11 protein-coding genes are annotated in these 16,421 nt (G+C 67.6%); 6 read left to right on the top strand and 5 right to left on the bottom strand.

Annotation, left to right across the window (positions count from 1 at the left end; genetic code table 11):
• Window positions 1-20 precede the first annotated feature (20 nt).
• The 4 genes from E1956_RS28320 (at window position 21) to E1956_RS28305 (ending at window position 2,987) form a co-directional block, all read left to right on the top strand.
• Complete coding sequence (locus E1956_RS28320) at window positions 21-461, top strand: MaoC family dehydratase N-terminal domain-containing protein (protein ID WP_134755470.1); 441 nt, start codon at window positions 21-23, stop codon at window positions 459-461.
• A gap of 14 nt (window positions 462-475) precedes the next feature.
• Window positions 476-895, top strand: coding sequence for a MaoC family dehydratase (locus E1956_RS28315; RefSeq protein WP_134755468.1), 420 nt, complete (start codon window positions 476-478; stop codon window positions 893-895).
• 33 nt (window positions 896-928) lie between these two features.
• Window positions 929-1,753: an SDR family NAD(P)-dependent oxidoreductase gene (locus tag E1956_RS28310; protein WP_134755466.1), complete on the top strand. Its 825-nt coding sequence runs from the start codon at window positions 929-931 to the stop codon at window positions 1,751-1,753.
• 172 nt (window positions 1,754-1,925) lie between these two features.
• A complete protein-coding gene (locus tag E1956_RS28305; RefSeq protein WP_134755465.1) occupies window positions 1,926-2,987 on the top strand; it encodes an MBL fold metallo-hydrolase in 1,062 nt (353 codons plus the stop codon).
• Between the two features lie 99 nt (window positions 2,988-3,086).
• On the opposite strand, the gene E1956_RS28300 is transcribed toward E1956_RS28305, so the two are convergent.
• From E1956_RS28300 to E1956_RS28280, 5 genes are all read right to left on the bottom strand, one after another.
• Complete coding sequence (locus E1956_RS28300) at window positions 3,087-4,241, bottom strand: CaiB/BaiF CoA transferase family protein (RefSeq protein ID WP_134755463.1); 1,155 nt, start codon at window positions 4,239-4,241, stop codon at window positions 3,087-3,089.
• A 209-nt stretch (window positions 4,242-4,450) separates the two neighbouring features.
• On the bottom strand, window positions 4,451-6,019 hold the full coding sequence (locus E1956_RS28295; RefSeq protein ID WP_134755461.1) for a class I adenylate-forming enzyme family protein: 1,569 nt from the start codon (window positions 6,017-6,019) through the stop codon (window positions 4,451-4,453).
• 109 nt (window positions 6,020-6,128) lie between these two features.
• Window positions 6,129-8,972: a LuxR C-terminal-related transcriptional regulator gene (locus E1956_RS28290; RefSeq protein WP_167760144.1), complete on the bottom strand. Its 2,844-nt coding sequence runs from the start codon at window positions 8,970-8,972 to the stop codon at window positions 6,129-6,131.
• Window positions 8,973-9,130: 158 nt separating this feature from the next.
• Window positions 9,131-11,014 carry an AMP-binding protein gene (locus tag E1956_RS28285; RefSeq protein ID WP_232072045.1) on the bottom strand — a complete coding sequence of 628 codons (1,884 nt, stop codon included), beginning with the start codon at window positions 11,012-11,014 and terminating at the stop codon, window positions 9,131-9,133.
• A gap of 215 nt (window positions 11,015-11,229) precedes the next feature.
• Complete coding sequence (locus E1956_RS28280; RefSeq protein WP_134755459.1) at window positions 11,230-11,574, bottom strand: DUF4148 domain-containing protein; 345 nt, start codon at window positions 11,572-11,574, stop codon at window positions 11,230-11,232.
• A gap of 313 nt (window positions 11,575-11,887) precedes the next feature.
• On the opposite strand from E1956_RS28280, the gene E1956_RS28275 reads away from it, so the two are divergent.
• Window positions 11,888-15,106 carry an efflux RND transporter permease subunit gene (locus tag E1956_RS28275; protein WP_134755457.1) on the top strand — a complete coding sequence of 1,073 codons (3,219 nt, stop codon included), beginning with the start codon at window positions 11,888-11,890 and terminating at the stop codon, window positions 15,104-15,106.
• A 13-nt stretch (window positions 15,107-15,119) separates the two neighbouring features.
• Window positions 15,120-16,421, top strand: a complete 1,302-nt coding sequence (locus tag E1956_RS28270; RefSeq protein WP_134755455.1) for an efflux RND transporter periplasmic adaptor subunit — start codon at window positions 15,120-15,122, stop codon at window positions 16,419-16,421.

The following is a 16,421-nucleotide window of genomic DNA, read 5'->3' as shown; positions in this document are numbered from 1 at the left end:
GTTCACAGGAGCGACGCGAAATGATCGACAAGAAGTTTATCGGCCGGGTCATCGCCGACTTCAGCGCCACGGCTCCCGCGAGCCAGCTGCGCTTCTTCGCGAAGGCGACGGGCGAGACCCGTGCCGAGTATCTCGACGAAGCCGCCGCGCGCGACGCGGGCCATCCCGGCTTGCCGGTGCCGCCCACCTTCCTCTTCTCGCTGGAAATGCTCGCACCGGCCAACGGCTGGCGCGACGAGGCCGGCATCCGGCTCGACCGGATCCTGCACGGTGAGCAGTCGTTCACGTATCACCGCATGGCCTATGCCGGCGACACGCTGCACTTCAGGACGCAGATCACCGACATCTACGAGAAGAAAGGCGGTGCGCTCGAGTTCATCGTGCGCGATACGCGCGTGACCAACCAGAACGGCGAGCACGTGGCGGATCTGCGCAGCGTGACCGTCCATCGCGCCGGATGATCGGGAGAGACGACATGAGCCAACTGAAATTCAACGAGGTGCAGGTCGGCGACACGCTGCCGCCGCTCGCGCTCGAGCCGGTCAATCGAACCACGCTGGCGCTCTTTGCCGGCGCGTCGAACGACCATAACGCCATTCATATCGACATCGACTTCGCGCGCAAGGCCGGCATGCCGGACGTGTTCGCCCACGGCATGCTGTCCATGGCGTGGCTGGGCCGCCTGCTCACGCTCTGGGTCGACCAGCGTCAGCTTCGCCAGTTCGCCGTGCGCTTCGTGGGCATCACGCAGCTCGGGCATCGCATCACCTGCACCGGGCGCGTGGTCGAAAAGTTCGAGGCCGACGGCGAGAAGCGGGTGAAGCTCGAGCTTCAGACTACGAATCAATATGGCGAACCGCGCGTCGTTGGCGACGCGGTGGTCGCCCTTCAATAAACGCATCAAGGCTGGATCATCAGGAGAACAAACATGGGCAAACTCGACGGCAAGGTGGCGCTCGTCACCGGTTCGGGCCGCGGCATCGGGCATGCGATCGCCACCAAGCTCGCCAGCGAAGGCGCGCGCCTCGTGATCAACGATCTCGACGCCGAGCCGGCGCACGAGACCGTGGAAGAACTGCGCAAGATGGGCGCGGAGGCCGTCGCCTGCGTGGGCAACGTGACCGCGCCCGACTTTGCCGATCGCCTGATCGGCACGGCGATGAACACCTATAAGGGCATCGACATCATCGTCAACAACGCGGGCTACACGTGGGACGACGTCGTCCAGAAAATGAGCGACGAACAGTGGTACGCGATCCTCGACTGCCACATGACCGCGCCCTTCCGCATCCTGCGCGCGGCCTATCCGCATATCAAGGCGCTGCACGCCGCGGACAAGGAAGCTGGCCGCGAGGTCTATCGCAAGGTCGTCAACATCTCGTCGGTCTCCGCGCTGAACGGCAACGCGGGCCAGCTCAACTACTCGGGCGCGAAGGCGGGCTTGATCGGCATGACGCGCGCGCTCGCGCGCGAATGGGGCCGGTTGAACGTGAACGTCAACGCCGTGGCATTCGGGCTGATCCTCACGCGCATGACGTCGACCGACGCGAACGCGGGCACGACGGTCAACATCGACGGACGCGAGATCCGCGTGGGTCTGAATCCGGAGATGCTCAAGATGCACGCGCAACGCAATCCGCTCGGCCGGGGCGGCACGCCCGAAGAAGCGGCGGGTGGCGTGTATTTGTTCTGCACGCCCGAGTCGAACTACGTCACCGGCCAGACGATCGCCGTTGCCGGCAACGTGCAGTAAGGTCCTGGCACGCGCTTGCGGGCGCGTGAAGGGAGCGGCCACACCCAGGCCCGTGCAGGGACGCCCGAAAGCGCGTTGTTGCACGGGCCGTTTTGCTGTCTGCTTGCCTGTCTACTTTTCGTGCTATTTTCGGGCTTGACCCGCGAATGCCAGATCATCAGGAATCGATGCGATGAACGACGACACCTCTTCAGCCGCCGCACTCACCTACCCGTTCGAGACACCGCCCCCTCTGCGCGGTGCGCTCGAAGTCGCGCCGGGCGTGCATTGGATCCGCATGCCACTGCCCTATGAGCTGGACCACATCAACGTATGGGCGATCGCCGAGCAGGACGGCTGGGCCGTCGTCGACACGGGCGCGCGCACCGATGCCGCCGCTGCCGTGTGGCGCGACTGGCTGCAACGCGAGCGCCAACGTAGCCGCGTGACGCGCGTGTTCGTCACGCACATGCACCCCGACCATGTGGGCATGGCGGGCTGGCTGACGCGCACGAACGATTGCCGCTTGTGGATGACGCGCGGCGAGTATTTCAATTGCCGCGTGACGCTGGCCGACACGGGCCTCGAGGCGCCCGACGACGCGATCCGCTTCTATCGTCAGGCGGGCTGGAGCACGGCTTCCATCGACCTTTACCGCGCGCGCTTCGGCCGCTTCGGACAGCACGTACATGCGCTCCCGCCAAGCTACCGGCGCATTCAGGATGGCGAGTCCATCAGGATAGGCGCGCATGACTGGAACGTCATCACGGGCAATGGGCATTCGCCCGAGCATGCGTGCTTTTACTGTCCCGATTTGAAGCTCTTCATATCCGGTGATCAGGTTTTGCCGCGCATTTCGTCGAACGTATCGGTCTATCCGATCGAGCCCGACGCCGACCCGATGGCGGACTGGCTCGCGTCGATCAACAAGCTCAGGGCGCAGGTGCCTGACGACGTCCTGGTGCTGCCTTCACACAACGATTGCTTCCGCGGCCTGCACGCGCGTCTGGACCGGCTGGAGCGCGGCCAGCAGCGCAGCCTCGAGCGGTTGCGCAGTGGCTTGAAAGAGCCGAGGCGCGCTGTCGATGTTTTCACCCTTCTGTTCGCCCGGCCGATCGCCGACACGGACATGAGCCAGATGGGGCTCGCCACGGGCGAGAGCCTGGCCTGCCTGAACTACCTGCTGCATCGTGGCGAGCTCACCCGCGAGCTGCGCGACGACGGCGCGATGTGGTACGCGCTCGCGGGGCGATAAACGGCACGATAAGCGGAACGGCGGGTGCGGTTTATGCCCGCAAACGCAGCCAGCGCGCCTGGGCGCGCTGGAACGGTTTGAACATGACTCACGCGCGCTTCAAGCCGCGCAACCCAACCCTTTCTCGCGCAGCCGCGCCACGGCGGCTTCGTCGAAACCCCAGGCGCGCAGCGCTGCGTGGCCGCCTTCGCCGCGTGCGGGCGCGGGTGCCGAGAGTTTCGACGGCGTGGCCGAAAAGCGCGGAGCGGGCGCCGGCTGGATCACGCCGCCCGACTCCACGAAACTGCCGCGTGCAAGGTGCTGCGGATGATGCGGCGCCTGCGAGAAACTCAGGACCGGCGCGACACAGGCGTCGCTGCCTTCGAATACGGCGCACCATTCGTCGCGCGTGCGGGTGAGGAACACCGCTTCGAAGCGCTGGCGCAAGACCGGCCACCCATTGCGATCGTGCTGCCCCGGCAGGTCTTCGCCGGCGAGACCCAGCTTGTCGAGCAACTGGGCATAGAAGCGCGCTTCGACAGCGCCCACCGACATGTAGCCGCCGTCGCGCGTGCGGTAGCTGTCGTACCAGGGCGTCCCGCCGTCGAGCAGGTTGCTCGCGCGGGCTTCGCGCCAGTCTCCCGAGGCGAGCAGGCCCCAGATCACCGAGCCCAGCTGCGCCGCGCCCTCGATCATCGCGGCATCCACGACCTGGCCTTCGCCGCCGCGCTGCACGTTCAGCAAGGCGGCGACCACGCCCAACGCCAGCAGCATGCCACCCCCGCCATAGTCGCCGACGAGATTGAGCGGCGGCACCGGCGCGCCTTCGGCGCGGCCGATGCCAGAGAGCACGCCGGAGAGCGCGAGGTAGTTCAGATCGTGGCCAGCGCGCGCCGCGAGCGGGCCGGTCTGCCCCCACCCGGTCATGCGGCCATAGACGAGCCCCGGATTGCGGGCCAGCGCCTGCTGCGGTCCGAGGCCGAGACGCTCCATCGTCCCCGGCCGGAAGCCTTCGATCACGACGTCGGCGCGCGACATCAGATCCAGCGCGGCCTCGCAGGCCTCGGGCTGCTTGAGGTCGAGCGTCACGGAGCGGCGGCCACGGCCGACGACATTGCCGCGCGTGCCCTGGCGTTTCGGGCCGAGGTCCTCCGGCTCGACCGGCCGGTCGATGCGCAGGACATCTGCGCCCATATCGGCGAGCATCATCACGGCGAACGGGCCGGGGCCGATTGCCTCGAATTCGAGGACACGAATTCCACTTAATACACCCACTTTTGCCTCCGTTTTTTCAGTTGCAGACCGGTATCGATGACACAGCAAGCCCGAGCGGCACGCGAATGTGACCACGCCTCGAGCGCGCCGGCCCGCACGGATTGATTAGACATCCGAATTGGTGAAATCAGACCATGAAGCCCGTCACGCCCACCGCCCATCACCGGGCGTTCAAATTCACACGGGATCCGGAGCACGTGACTCCGTGCTCAGGACACGCTGCGGGCCCGGTCCTTCCAGTACTTCTCGCGCACGATGCGGCGCACGACCTTGCCGACCACCGTCACCGGCAGTCGTTCGACAAAGCTGATCGACTTGGGCGCCTTGAAGCGGCCTATGCGGCTCTTGACATGATCGATCAGCGCCTGCTCGTCGACCTGCTGGCCGTCATGCAGCTCCACCTCCGCGTGCACCGCTTCGCCCCACTCCTCGTGAGGGACGCCCACCACAGCCGAGTTGGCAACCGCCGGATGCGCGTTGAGCGCGGCTTCGACCTCGACCGCGTAGACGTTGAAGCCGCCGGTGATAATGACGTCCTTCTTGCGATCGACGATGAACAAGAACCCATCCTCGTCCAGGTAGCCCATGTCGCCGGATTTCCAGAAGCCGTCCTGGAATTCGGCCGCCGTGCCCTCCGGATTTCTGTAGTAGCCCGAAATGGTGGCGCGGCAGCGCAGCCAGATCTCGCCGGTGGTGCCACGCGGCAATTCCCTGCCCTCTTCATCCGCGATCATCAGCTCGACGCCGGGCGTGACGCGTCCCGCCGAGGCCAGCCGCGCATCGCTGATGCCGACATGATCGGCCTTCGTGAGCGCCGCCACGCGTTGCAGGCATTCGGTGGCCGCGTAGCCCTGCGCGAATACGTTGCCAAAGCGCGCGAGCAGCAAGCGCAGCTTGGCCGGACTCATGGGCGCGGCGCCGTAGTTGATGGTTTGCAGCGTCGAGAGGTCGTACTGCGTGGCTTCCGGCAACTCGAGCAGCCGGTACAGCAGGGTGGGCACCAGGAGGGTCGTCGTGATCTTCTCCTGCTCGACGTTGCGGCACCAGGCCTGGAGGTCGGGCGTGTTCTGCGTCACGGTGCAGCCACCGCGGAACAGCACGGGCAGGATCGACAGGCCCGAAGCGTGGCTGATGGGCGCCATGTGCAGGAAGCGGGAATGGGCGCCAATTCCCTGCTCTTCGAGCGCATAGGCGGCATCGCGAATGGCCAGCCAGTTGTCGACGGTGTATCGAGCGCACTTGCTCTTGCCGGTGGTGCCTCCCGTGAAGCGGAAGACCATGATGTCCTCGTTGACCTCATGCTCGACGCCCGGGTTGGTCGCGGGGACGCCCTCGAGCAGGTCCCAGAAGTACAGCAGATCGGCGCGGCCCGGCGGCGGCGGGTCCATGCAGACCACGCGGATGCCTTTTTCCAGCAGGAAGGGCGCGTGGGTGTCGATCAGCGCGTTCTCGATGAAGACGACCTTCGGCGAGATGAACTCGAACTGCCAGCGGTGCTCGTCGGGCGAGTCGCGGTAGTTGGTCATGGCCAGGCGTGCCTCGCCCTTGAATGCCGTCCACACGTGCAGCAGCGACAGGTTGTCGTTGTCGAGGATGCACATGTAGGTGTCGCCGCGGCGCAGCGCCAGCCGCTGGATCATCATGTTGGCCACGCGGTTGGTGAACGCGTCGAGCTCGACATGGGTGAAGCGCCGGCCCCGCTCGACGTTCACGAGCGCCTCGCGGTCGCCGAACGCCAGCGCGAGCTGTTGGGTGACACGGGCGAAGTTCATCTTCATGTGAATCTGTCTCCTCGGTTGTGCTCGCCCTGCGGGGCTGCACCTCCAGGAAGCATAGCGAGCGCGCCGGCTGAAAGCGCCACCCCCGTCGGGGGGCGGCCCAGCCGGATCAGAGGGGATCGTCGGTGAACCACGGGGTCTCGCCGGACCCCGGATGGAGGTTGCGGATCAGCGCGACAGCCTCGTCGCGGCTCGACACCCTGAGCTTGCCGTAGATGTTCTTCAGGTGCCATTTGACGGTCTCGGGCGAGATCGACAACGCGCGTGCGATGCGCTTGTTCGGGATCGCATGCATGAGGAGCCGGACGATCTCGGTCTCCCGCTCGCTGAGAAGATCGAGCGCGTTCGCCTGCTGACGAGGCTCGCCGGGCCGTTGTGCGCCTTCGCTGCCAGGCGCTTGCGTCGCGAGATGGGCGGACTGCAGGCGGCTCGCGTAGAACGGCAGCACGGCATCGGACGGATCGGCCGGTGCGGCATTGACGATCAGGTCGAGCACCTCGGGCCCGACGTCGAGCATGCTGCGCGTGAGCCCGAGCCGATGCCCGCGGCGCAGCGCGCCGACCGCCGCCTGCCGCGCCTTCTCCGCTTGCCCGCGCCGTTGGTCGACCACGGCGCCGAGCAACTGGAAATGCGCGGCGTCGCGCTGCCAGCCGTGCGCATCGCATACATCGCCCAGCTTGTCGATTTCCGCCGATGCGCGCTCGTCATTGCCCTCGGCGATCGACCACAGGATCCGGCCGCGCGACGCCTGAACGGCGATTTGCGCGCGCGTGCCGCGACATGACGGATCGATGCCAGCGCCGAGCGTCTCCAGACGCACGAGCGCGGCCTCGGCTTGCCGATGCTGCCCGCACTGCAGATGCCGCTGGAGCTGGTCGGCCAGACTGTGCGCAAGCAGCCGGTCGAGGCGGTATTTCGCGCCATATTCCTCGAGGCGCTCGAGCCAGGCGAACGCATCGAGCTGGTGTCCGGCCATCCATTGCACGGCCGAAAGCACCTTGAGCACGCGCAGCACGGAATCGGGAATCGAGGTGCGTTCGAGCACGTCGATCCGTTCCTCGAGCAACTGCTTCGCCGCGTCCAGCTCGTTGAACTCATACAGCACCTCGCCCATCAGCGCGCTCGCGATGCAGGCGGCCTCGACCGCTTCATTGCCGCGGCGGTCGGCTTCCGCGAGCACGTCGCGGCAAATACGCTCGACCTGCAGGAAGCGGCCCTCGATCGCATAGCTCATGCCCATCATGCAACGGCTGAACAGCGCACCGGCGGGCGTCCCGACGAGTGGCATGCCGTCGACGAAAAGCGTGGGCGCCGATGCCAAAATCTCACGCGAGCGCTCGAACTCGCCCTCGTGCATCGCATGCCAGGCAAGCAGGTTGTTGCGCCCGCCAATGCCTATGCTGTCGGCCGCATCGGACACCGTCAGCAGCTCCGGCACGATCGCCGACATCGCTTCGGTATCGTCGTGCTGCACGGCCAGCGTGCTGCGCGTGATCGCGAGCCGGAAGCGCGCGGCCCGGTCCTCGGCGGGGATGGCCGAGAGCAGGTGCGGGATGCCGGCGGCGCAGGCGTCGAATTCGCGTGTGAAGAGCTGCAGCTGCGCCTCCCACAAGCGCAGGCCCACGCGCGCCTCGACTTCCTCCGCGGGCAACAGGCGCATCAGCCCGAGCAGCTTGCGCAACTCGCCCTTCACGCGCAACTGGGGCGCGACCTGCAGCACGAGATCGGCCGCCGCCGTCATCTCGCCCGCGAGCACCGCGTGGCGCACCGCGTCGTCGGGCCGGCCGTGCTCGCGGAACCAGACCCATGCGGCGCGATGGACCTCGCGCTGGCGCGCATCGTCCCACTGGCGAAAGCGCTGCAGCAGCGTTTCCCTGAAGAGCGGATTGAAGCGGTACCACGTCGCGCCCCCCGCCTCGCCAATCGACTCGACGAACAGATGATCGCCTTCGAGCCGCGCCAGCAGGGCGAGCACCCGGTCGTGCTGCGCGGGCAGCGCGCCGTTGGCCGACAACGCAACCGAAAGCGATGCGCAGAAGGTCGTGCAACTCGCGAGCCCGATGAGCACATCGACTTCGACATCGGCGAGCTGTGCCAGCACTTCGCGCTCGAAATACTCCGCGTAGCCGCGCGCGTCCAGCAGATGGCTGCGCGTGAGCTGCGGCGGCGAGTCGGGGTTCTGGGCGCCCGGCGTGCACTTTGCGCCGCGGCTGCGCTCCAGATGCACCGCGAGCAGTTGCAGCCCGGCGACCCAGCCATCGGTCAATTCGTGCATGCGGCGCGCGTCGCGCCGGCTGACCTCGCCCAGCTGGGCCTTCAGGAATGCTTCGGATTCGGCCGCGCCGAAGCGCAGCTCACGCATACCCAGCTCGAGCGCCAGGCCGCGGTCGCGCAGCCGGCCGAGCGAGACCGGAATCGCCGCGCGCGAAGCCATGGCGAGATGGAAATTGGCCGGCGCGTAGTCGAGCAGCCACTGCAGCGTCTCGTGGATGCCCGGGGCGGTGACACAGTGCAGATCGTCGAGGATCAGTACGAGCTGTTGCGTGCGGCGCCGGATGCCGCTCACCAGCGCGATCAGGGTGCGCTCGGTCGCCTCCTCGTCCTCGCCGCGCCCGGCGAGCAACGCGGCCTCGCGCACGATCTCCGGATCGACCTGACCGAGGCTCGTGATCAGGTCGTCGAGCCAGCGCGCCAGATCGTTGTCTTCCGGTGAAAGCGTGAGCCAGGCCACGTCGAAGCCGAACGGCAGCAGCGCCTGATACCAGGCGCCGAGCAGCGTGGACTTGCCAGAGCCCGCCGCGCCTTCGAGCACCACGCAGTTGTGGCGGCGCGCTTCGGTCATCTGCGTGAGCAGGCGCTCTCTGCCAACGACACGCGTACTGCGCCTGGGCGGGCGCAGCCTTTGATTGACGCTGGATGTCTCGAAACCAGGCGAGGGCTGGAAAGAATCCATGTTGAGGCGGACAGGAAAGGTGGGGGGCGCGCGCCGGCGACGCCAGCGCGGACGGTGGTCATCCCGTGGCCGGTGTTACCGGATTGTAACGCGCCGCGTATGGCGCCGGCCGCGCGGGCGAGCCGTGCCGGCGCGGCCGCACGCGGACTCGCGCCGCCTCAGCGCACGCAGGCGACATGCGCCTCGGGGATACCCCGGAACAGCGCGTCGATCAGACCCGCCCGGCGCGCGCGGCAGGCGGCCTGATTGACATAGCCCTTGTCCGCGATTTCACCGGCGTCGATCGACGGCGGCTCGGCCATCAGCAGCACGCGCCTGACGACGAGACTCGCGCCCTGTTGGGTGTTCGCGGGGGCGCGCAGACATTCGGTCAGCGCCGCGACCACGCGCGGATGCTGCACGAGCGCGGCGGCGTCGAGTCCGTCGAGCTCGGGCGCGAGCCGCTGCAAGGCCGCGAGGTTCGGCCACGCGAGCGCGGCGACATAGTCGCGATCGTGCCCGCAGATCACGGCGTCCGTGAGGAGAGGACTGCACCGCTCCAGCAGCGCGAGCCGCAACTGGCCCGTGCGCACCCACGTGCCGTTCGCAAGCTTGAAGTCTTCCGCGATGCGCCCTGCGTACAGCAAGCCGCGCATGGGATCGCGCGGATCGGCGAGCCGCACGGTATCGCCCAGCCGGAAGTAGCGCTCGTTGTCGAAGGCGGCGGCGCTCAGCTCGGGCGCGTCGAAGTAGCCGCCGAAGATCGCGCCGCCGCGCAGGCGCAACTCGTAGCGTCCGTCGCCGCCCGCGAGCGGGATGAGCTTGGCGTCGACGCCTGGGCCCGGCACGCCAACGTTGCCGAGGTCATCCGAGGGCGATGCCAGATACGTGCCCGTGCCATTCGTCTCGGTGGCGCCGAGCGAGGTGCGAAACGCAATGCGCTCGCCGATCGTGCGTTCGGCGACGCGCTGGATGCGCTCCCAGACATCGCGCGCGAGACTCGCCCCGCCGTAGCCGAAGCACATGAGCCGCGCGAAGAGTGTCTGCGCAAGCGCCTCGTCGCGTTCGAGTTCGTTGGCGAGCATCGCGAACGCGACCGGAGCGCTGGTAAAGATCGTCGGCGAAACCTCGCGCAAATTGCGCAGCGTGCGCTCGAAACGCCCAGGCACCGGCGCCCCGTCGTCGAGATAGTGGCTGGCGCCCGTCACCATCGAGCGCCCGAAGGACAGAACGCCGCCCATCGTGTGGTGCCACGGCATCCAATCGAGGAACACGGGTTGCGGATCGGCGAGCGGGCCGAACAGATAGTCCAGATAGGCCGTCGCCGCCTTCAGATTGCCGTAGCTCATGGCAACGGCTTTCGGCACGCCCGTGGAGCCCGAGGTGAGGAGCAGGCGCACCGTGTCGGCCGGCTCGATGGCGGCGCGCGCACAGGCGAGCGCGGCGAGTCCGGCCGGCGTCAGCTCCGTCGATGCGAGCGTCGACCACGCATGGCGGCTGTCACTGGCGCCGCTCACGGCGATGACGGGCAGATCGGCCACGCCGAGCGCCGCGAGCGCAGGCTCGAATGCGGCCCGGTCCTGCACGAAGAGCGCAGCCGGGCGCACGAGGCCGAACACGTCTTTCAGTCGGGAGAAATCGCGGCTCACCAGCGAATACGCCGGCGAGACGGGCACCGTGGGCACGCCCGCATGCTCGGCCGCGAGGAGCAGCACCGCCTGCTCGATGGAGTTGCCCGAAAGCAGCATGAGCGGGCGCTGGGGGCCGAGGCCGAGATTGAGCAGCGCCGCCGCGACCGCCCTCACCTGATCCCAGAGTTCCGCCCAGCTGATCGTGCGCCACGCGCCCTGGGCATCGCGTTCGCTGAACGCCGGCGCCGCCCCGCGCCGCTGCGCCCAGTAGGCCGCGAAATCGGCGAAGCCGTTCTGCGGCACCGCCGGGGCGGGCGCCGACGACAGGACCAGGGTGCCGTCGGGGAGCGTCTGCATTTCCGTATGCCACGCCGGGACGCGGGCGCAACGGTAGCGCGGCGCCGGTGAGTGCTCGATGGTGGGCTGTGGCACGCTGTTCTCTCCTTGGGGATGGACACTCCGCCGGCGCTCGCCTGCCCGATGGCGACGATTCGACTGCTGGCGCTATGGGGTGCCTGGGCGGCTTCGACGCCGCGGCGGGACACGATGGAGTGTAGGCAAGGTCTGCGCGCTGCACACCACCCGCGGCGAGTGGTTTCCCAGGCCACCGGCTGGTGGCCCTGCCCGACGCCGCGGTGCAGCACGGCTTAGTGCCCGAAGTAGATCGACTGCCCAGCGGGGCCGGCCGAGGCGGGTGAGCCCGAATCCGAGCTTCCCGACATCGACACGCCGCCTACGGCGCCCGCTGCGGATTGCGCATTTTGTTGCGCGACGATGGCCTCGGCGTGCTGGATGTCGTCCGGGTAGTTGATGTCTTTCGCCACCGGGCGATAGCCGGCCTGCTCGAGGCGCACGAGATCGGCGCGGACCTCGGCGCGCGTGACCGGCCCGTTGGTGCTGGCCGTGTCGGCCGCGGTGTTCGACTGGGCAAACGCGTAAACCGGGGCAGCCAGCGCGCAGGAAACCAGCATTGCGGAAATGAGTGCTTTCATGATGTTCACCTTTGCATGAGTGGCCGCTGCATCTGGAAGTGAGGCAGCTTCGGCCCGCCTTCGATCAAGCCCGCTGATCCGGTTCCCGCGAAGGTTGAGTGCATTCTGGTTCTCCGGTGCTGACCCGAAGGTGACCCGCGCATTACGGCTTTGTTATCTACGCAGATGTCAAATCCGTAATGTGCGGGTCAGCGCGGGGTAAGCGCCCCATTCCCATACTTGCCCTCATTACGCCACCCATCACGCCGCCCCGTGGCGCGGGTGTTTCAGCCTCAGTCTCAGCCTGCGTTTCAGGCTCAAACCGGACACCGTCATGTGGATCGTCAAACTGGCCCTCAGGCGCCCCTACACGTTCGTCGTGCTCGCCGTGTTGCTGTTCATCCTCGGGCCGCTCGCGATCATGCGCACGCCCACGGATATTTTTCCGAACATCGACATTCCGGTCGTCAGCATCGTGTGGACGTACAACGGCTTTTCAGCCGAGGACATGGCGCATCGCATCACCTCGAACTACGAGCGCGCCCTCACCTCGGACGTCGACGACATCGAGCACATCGAATCGCAGTCGCTCAACGGCGTGTCGGTCGTGAAGGTGTTCTTCCATCCCGGCGCCGACATCAACCGCGCGATCGCCGAAGCGGCCTCGAACTCCGCGTCGATCCTGCGCGTCCTGCCGCCCGGCACGCTGCCGCCGAACATCATCACGTACAGCGCCTCGACGGTGCCGGTGCTGCAACTGGGCCTCTCCAGCGACACGCTGCCCGAGCAGTCGCTCTACGACCTCGGCAACAGCTTCATCCGCACGCAGCTCGCCACCGTGCAGGGTGCAGCCGTGCCGCTGCCCTACGGCGGCAAGGTCCGCCAGATCATGGTGCAGCTCGATCCCAAGGCGCTGCAGGCCAAGGGACTCGCGCCCATCGACGTCGTGAACGCCGTGAATGCGCAGAACCTGATCCTGCCGGGCGGCACGGCCAAGATCGGCACGCGCGAATACAACGTGGAGATGAACGGCAGCACGCAGACGGTGGCGGCGCTCAACGATCTGCCGATCAAGACCGTGAACGGCAGCGTCGTCTATGTGCGCGACGTCGCGCATGTGATCGACGGCTATGCGCCGCAGACCAATATCGTGCGCGCGGACGGCAAGCGCGCCGCCCTGCTCACGGTGCAAAAGACCGGCAGCGCCTCCACGCTCACGATCATTCAGCAGGTCAAAGCGATGCTGCCGAAGATTGCCGCCGGCTTGCCGAGCGCGCTCAAGATCACGCCGCTCTCGGACCAGTCGCTGTTCGTCAAATCCGCCATCTCGGGCGTGGTGCGCGAGGCGCTCATTGCCGCGTGCCTCACGGCCGCGATGATCCTGCTCTTTCTCGGTAGCTGGCGGGCCACGCTCATCATCGCCGTGACGATTCCGCTGTCCGTGCTGACCTCGCTGATCGCGCTTTCGGCGCTGGGCCAGACCATCAACATCATGACGCTAGGCGGGCTCGCGCTCGCGGTGGGCATCCTCGTGGACGACGCCACCGTCGCGATCGAGAACATCACGCATCACCTCGAACGCGGCGCGCCATTGCACGACGCGATCCTCAACGGCTCGGGCGAGATTGCCGTGCCGACCTTCGTCTCAACGCTCTCGATCTGCATCGTGTTCGTGCCGATGTTCCTGCTCACGGGCGTCGCGCACTATCTGTTCGTGCCGATGGCCGAAGCCGTGGTGTTCGCGATGTGCGCCTCGTACTTCTTCTCGCGCACGCTCATTCCCACCCTGGCGATGTATCTGCTGCGCGCCCGTGCACACAACGACGTGCCCGCGCACGGGCTCGCGGGCAAGCTGAGCCGCTTCCAGGCCGGCTTCGAAAAGCGCTTCGAAGCGCTGCGCAACCGCTACCGCGCCGTGCTGCAAGGGGCCATCGCCCGGCGCCGCCGTTTCGTCGCGATCTGGCTCGCCATCTGCCTTGGCTCGCTCGTGCTCGTGCCGTTCACGGGACGCGACTTCTTCCCCGCCGTGGATTCCGGGGAGATCCGCCTGCATCTGCGCGCGCCCACCGGCACGCGCATCGAGCAGACCGCGCGCATCACCGACGAAGTGGAAGCGAAGATCCGCACCGTGATTCCGGCTGCCGAGCAGGCTTCGGTGCTCGACAACATTGGCCTGCCGGTGAGCGGTATCAATCTCACCTATGACTCTTCCGATCCGATCGGTCCCGAGGACGCGGATATCCTCATCACGCTCACGCCGAAGCACCCGCCCACCGCGCAATACGTCGCGAAGCTGCGCACCGTGCTCAACGCGTCGTTTCCGGGCGTGACCTTCTCGTTCCTGCCCGCCGACATCGTGAGCCAGATCCTCAACTTCGGCCTGCCCGCGCCCATCGACGTGCAGATCGTCGGCAACAAGCTCGCGCAGAACCGCGTGGTGGCGAACCGGCTGCTCGACCAGATGCGCGGCGTGCGCGGCCTGGTGGACGCGCGCATCCAGCAGCCCGGCGACGAGCCCACCCTCAATGTGAACGTCGACCGCACCAAGGCGATGCAGGCCGGCCTCACGCAGCGCGACGTCGCGCAGAACCTGCTGATCGCGCTCTCGGGCAGCTCGCAGACCACGCCGAACTTCTGGCTCGATCCGAAGAACGGCGTGAGCTACCCGCTCATGGCGATGGTGCCGCAGTACGACATCCATTCGCTGCAGACGCTCGCCAATATTCCCATCACCACGCAGTCGGTCACCGCCAACCCGCAGAACCAGTTGGGCACGCTCGGCACGGTCACGCGCAGCGAACAGGAAGCCGTGGTTTCGCACTACAACGTGCAGCCCGTGCTCGACATCTTCGCCTCCACGCAGGGGCGCGATCTCGGTGGCGTGGCCGCCGACGTGACGAAACTCGTGAATGCCGCGCGCGCCCAGTTGCCGCCGGGCTCGTCGATCGTGATGCGCGGCCAGGTGCAGTCGATGAACGCCTCGTTCAGCGGGCTCGCGCTCGGTCTCGTGTTCGCGATCGCGCTCGTCTATCTGCTGATGGTCGTGAATTTCCAGTCGTGGCTCGATCCGCTCATCATCATCAGCGGCCTGCCCTCGTCGATTGCCGGCATCGCGTGGATGTTGTTCGTCACGCAAACGACACTCTCCGTGCCGGCGCTCACAGGGACGATCCTGTGTATCGGGATTGCGACGGCCAACAGCATTCTCGTGATCAACGCCGCGCGCGAGTCGCTCGCCGGCGGCATGGCGCCGCTCGCCGCCGCGCTCGACGCCGGCTTCAACCGCTTTCGCCCCGTGGTCATGACGGCGCTGGCCATGCTGATCGGCATGCTGCCGATGGCGCTGGGTCTCGGTGATGGCGGCGAGCAGAACGCCCCGCTCGGTCGTGCCGTGATTGGCGGCCTTGCGATCGGCACGCTCTCGACGCTCGTGTTCGTGCCCGTCGTGTTCGGCATGGTGCATGGCTGGCTCGCGAAGCGCCGTGCGGCGCGCGCCGGTGATGCGGACGCCGATGCCGGCTCCGATGCCACGGCTGCTACTCACGTTGAATAAATAAGGAATCCAGATGACCACGCAAACCCCACTCGAGGATCGCGACGCCGATCAAGCGCCGGCGGTGCATACCGGTCCGGAACGGCCTCACCCGCCTTCGTCTTCCGCCGCGCCTTCGTCGCGCAAGCGTCACGCGCTCGTGCTCGGCCTCGGCTGCCTCGTGCTCGCCCTGCTCGCGGCCGGCATCGTGCCGAAGCTCGACGCGCGCAAGGCGCAGGCCGCGCAGGTGGCCGTGCAGCGCGAACTGACCGTTGCCACGGTCGCGCCCACGCCCGCGCCCGCGACCCAGGACCTGCTGCTGCCGGGCGCGGTCATGCCGTGGGCCGACGCGTCGATCTACGCGCGCACGAGCGGCTACGTGCAGCACTGGTATGCCGACATTGGCGCACACGTGAAGGCGGGCCAGACGCTCGCGCAGATCGACACGCCCGAACTCGACGCGCAATTGCAGCAGGCGCGCGCCGACGAAGCCACGGCACAGGCGAACTACCGCTTCGCGAGCAGCACCGCGCAGCGCTGGCAGACGATGCTGCAGACACAGTCGGTCGCCCAGCAGGACGCCGACGCGAAAACGAGCGACGCGGCCGCGAAGCTGGCCACGCTCCAGGCCGCGCAGGCCAATGTCGCGCGGCTCCAGGAGATGGTCGCTTACCAGAACGTGACGGCGCCGTTCGACGGCGTCATTACCGTGCGCAACGTGCAGGTGGGCGCGCTCGTGACCGCGGGCGGCACGCCCGGTCTCGCCACGATGCCCGGCGAGCTGTTCCATATCGAGCAGACCGACCGGCTGCGCGTCTACGTGGACGTGCCGCAGGACGACGCGAGCCGCGTCACGCCCGGCACCGCCGTCTGGCTCACGACGCAGCAGTATCCCGGGCGGCGCTTCCCGGCGACCGTGGCGCGCAGCGCCAACGCCATCGATCCGGTGAGCCGCACGCTGCATGTGGAAGTCGACGTCGACAACGCCGACGGCGCACTGATGCCCGGCGCCTACGCGCAGGTCCATCTCGCGCTCACGACGGCCACGCCCGCGCTCGAAGTGCCGGTGAGCGCGCTGCTGTTCCGCCCCGACGGCGTGACCGTCGCCGTGGTGGATGCCCAAAACAAGGTGCAGTTGCGCCAGGTGAGCATCGGCCGCGACTTCGGCACCTACGTTGAGATTGCCACGGGGCTCGCGGCCACCGACCGCGTGATCAACAATCCCGGCGACGCCATCGCGAACGGCCAGAGCGTGCGCGTGGCGGCTGGCGCTACCGATGCCGCCGCCAAGCCCGCTGCGGCTGTGGCTGCGTCCGCACCCGGCGGCAAGGCTTAG

Origin of the sequence: Paraburkholderia pallida (assembly GCF_004524855.1) — a bacterium.
Taxonomy (GTDB): domain Bacteria; phylum Pseudomonadota; class Gammaproteobacteria; order Burkholderiales; family Burkholderiaceae; genus Paraburkholderia; species Paraburkholderia oxyphila.
Note: the sequence above shows the minus strand (reverse complement) of the source record. Positions and strands in the feature narration are given on the sequence as shown.

Coding starts and splice junctions, on each gene's coding strand:
- E1956_RS28280 (WP_134755459.1), bottom strand. CDS start 11,574: ATGAAAGCACTCATTTCCGCAATGCTGGTTTCCTGCGCGCTGGCTGCC.
- E1956_RS28310 (WP_134755466.1), top strand. CDS start 929: ATGGGCAAACTCGACGGCAAGGTGGCGCTCGTCACCGGTTCGGGCCGC.
- E1956_RS28315 (WP_134755468.1), top strand. CDS start 476: ATGAGCCAACTGAAATTCAACGAGGTGCAGGTCGGCGACACGCTGCCG.
- E1956_RS28305 (WP_134755465.1), top strand. CDS start 1,926: ATGAACGACGACACCTCTTCAGCCGCCGCACTCACCTACCCGTTCGAG.
- E1956_RS28275 (WP_134755457.1), top strand. CDS start 11,888: ATGTGGATCGTCAAACTGGCCCTCAGGCGCCCCTACACGTTCGTCGTG.
- E1956_RS28295 (WP_134755461.1), bottom strand. CDS start 6,019: ATGAAGATGAACTTCGCCCGTGTCACCCAACAGCTCGCGCTGGCGTTC.
- E1956_RS28320 (WP_134755470.1), top strand. CDS start 21: ATGATCGACAAGAAGTTTATCGGCCGGGTCATCGCCGACTTCAGCGCC.
- E1956_RS28290 (WP_167760144.1), bottom strand. CDS start 8,972: ATGGATTCTTTCCAGCCCTCGCCTGGTTTCGAGACATCCAGCGTCAAT.
- E1956_RS28270 (WP_134755455.1), top strand. CDS start 15,120: ATGACCACGCAAACCCCACTCGAGGATCGCGACGCCGATCAAGCGCCG.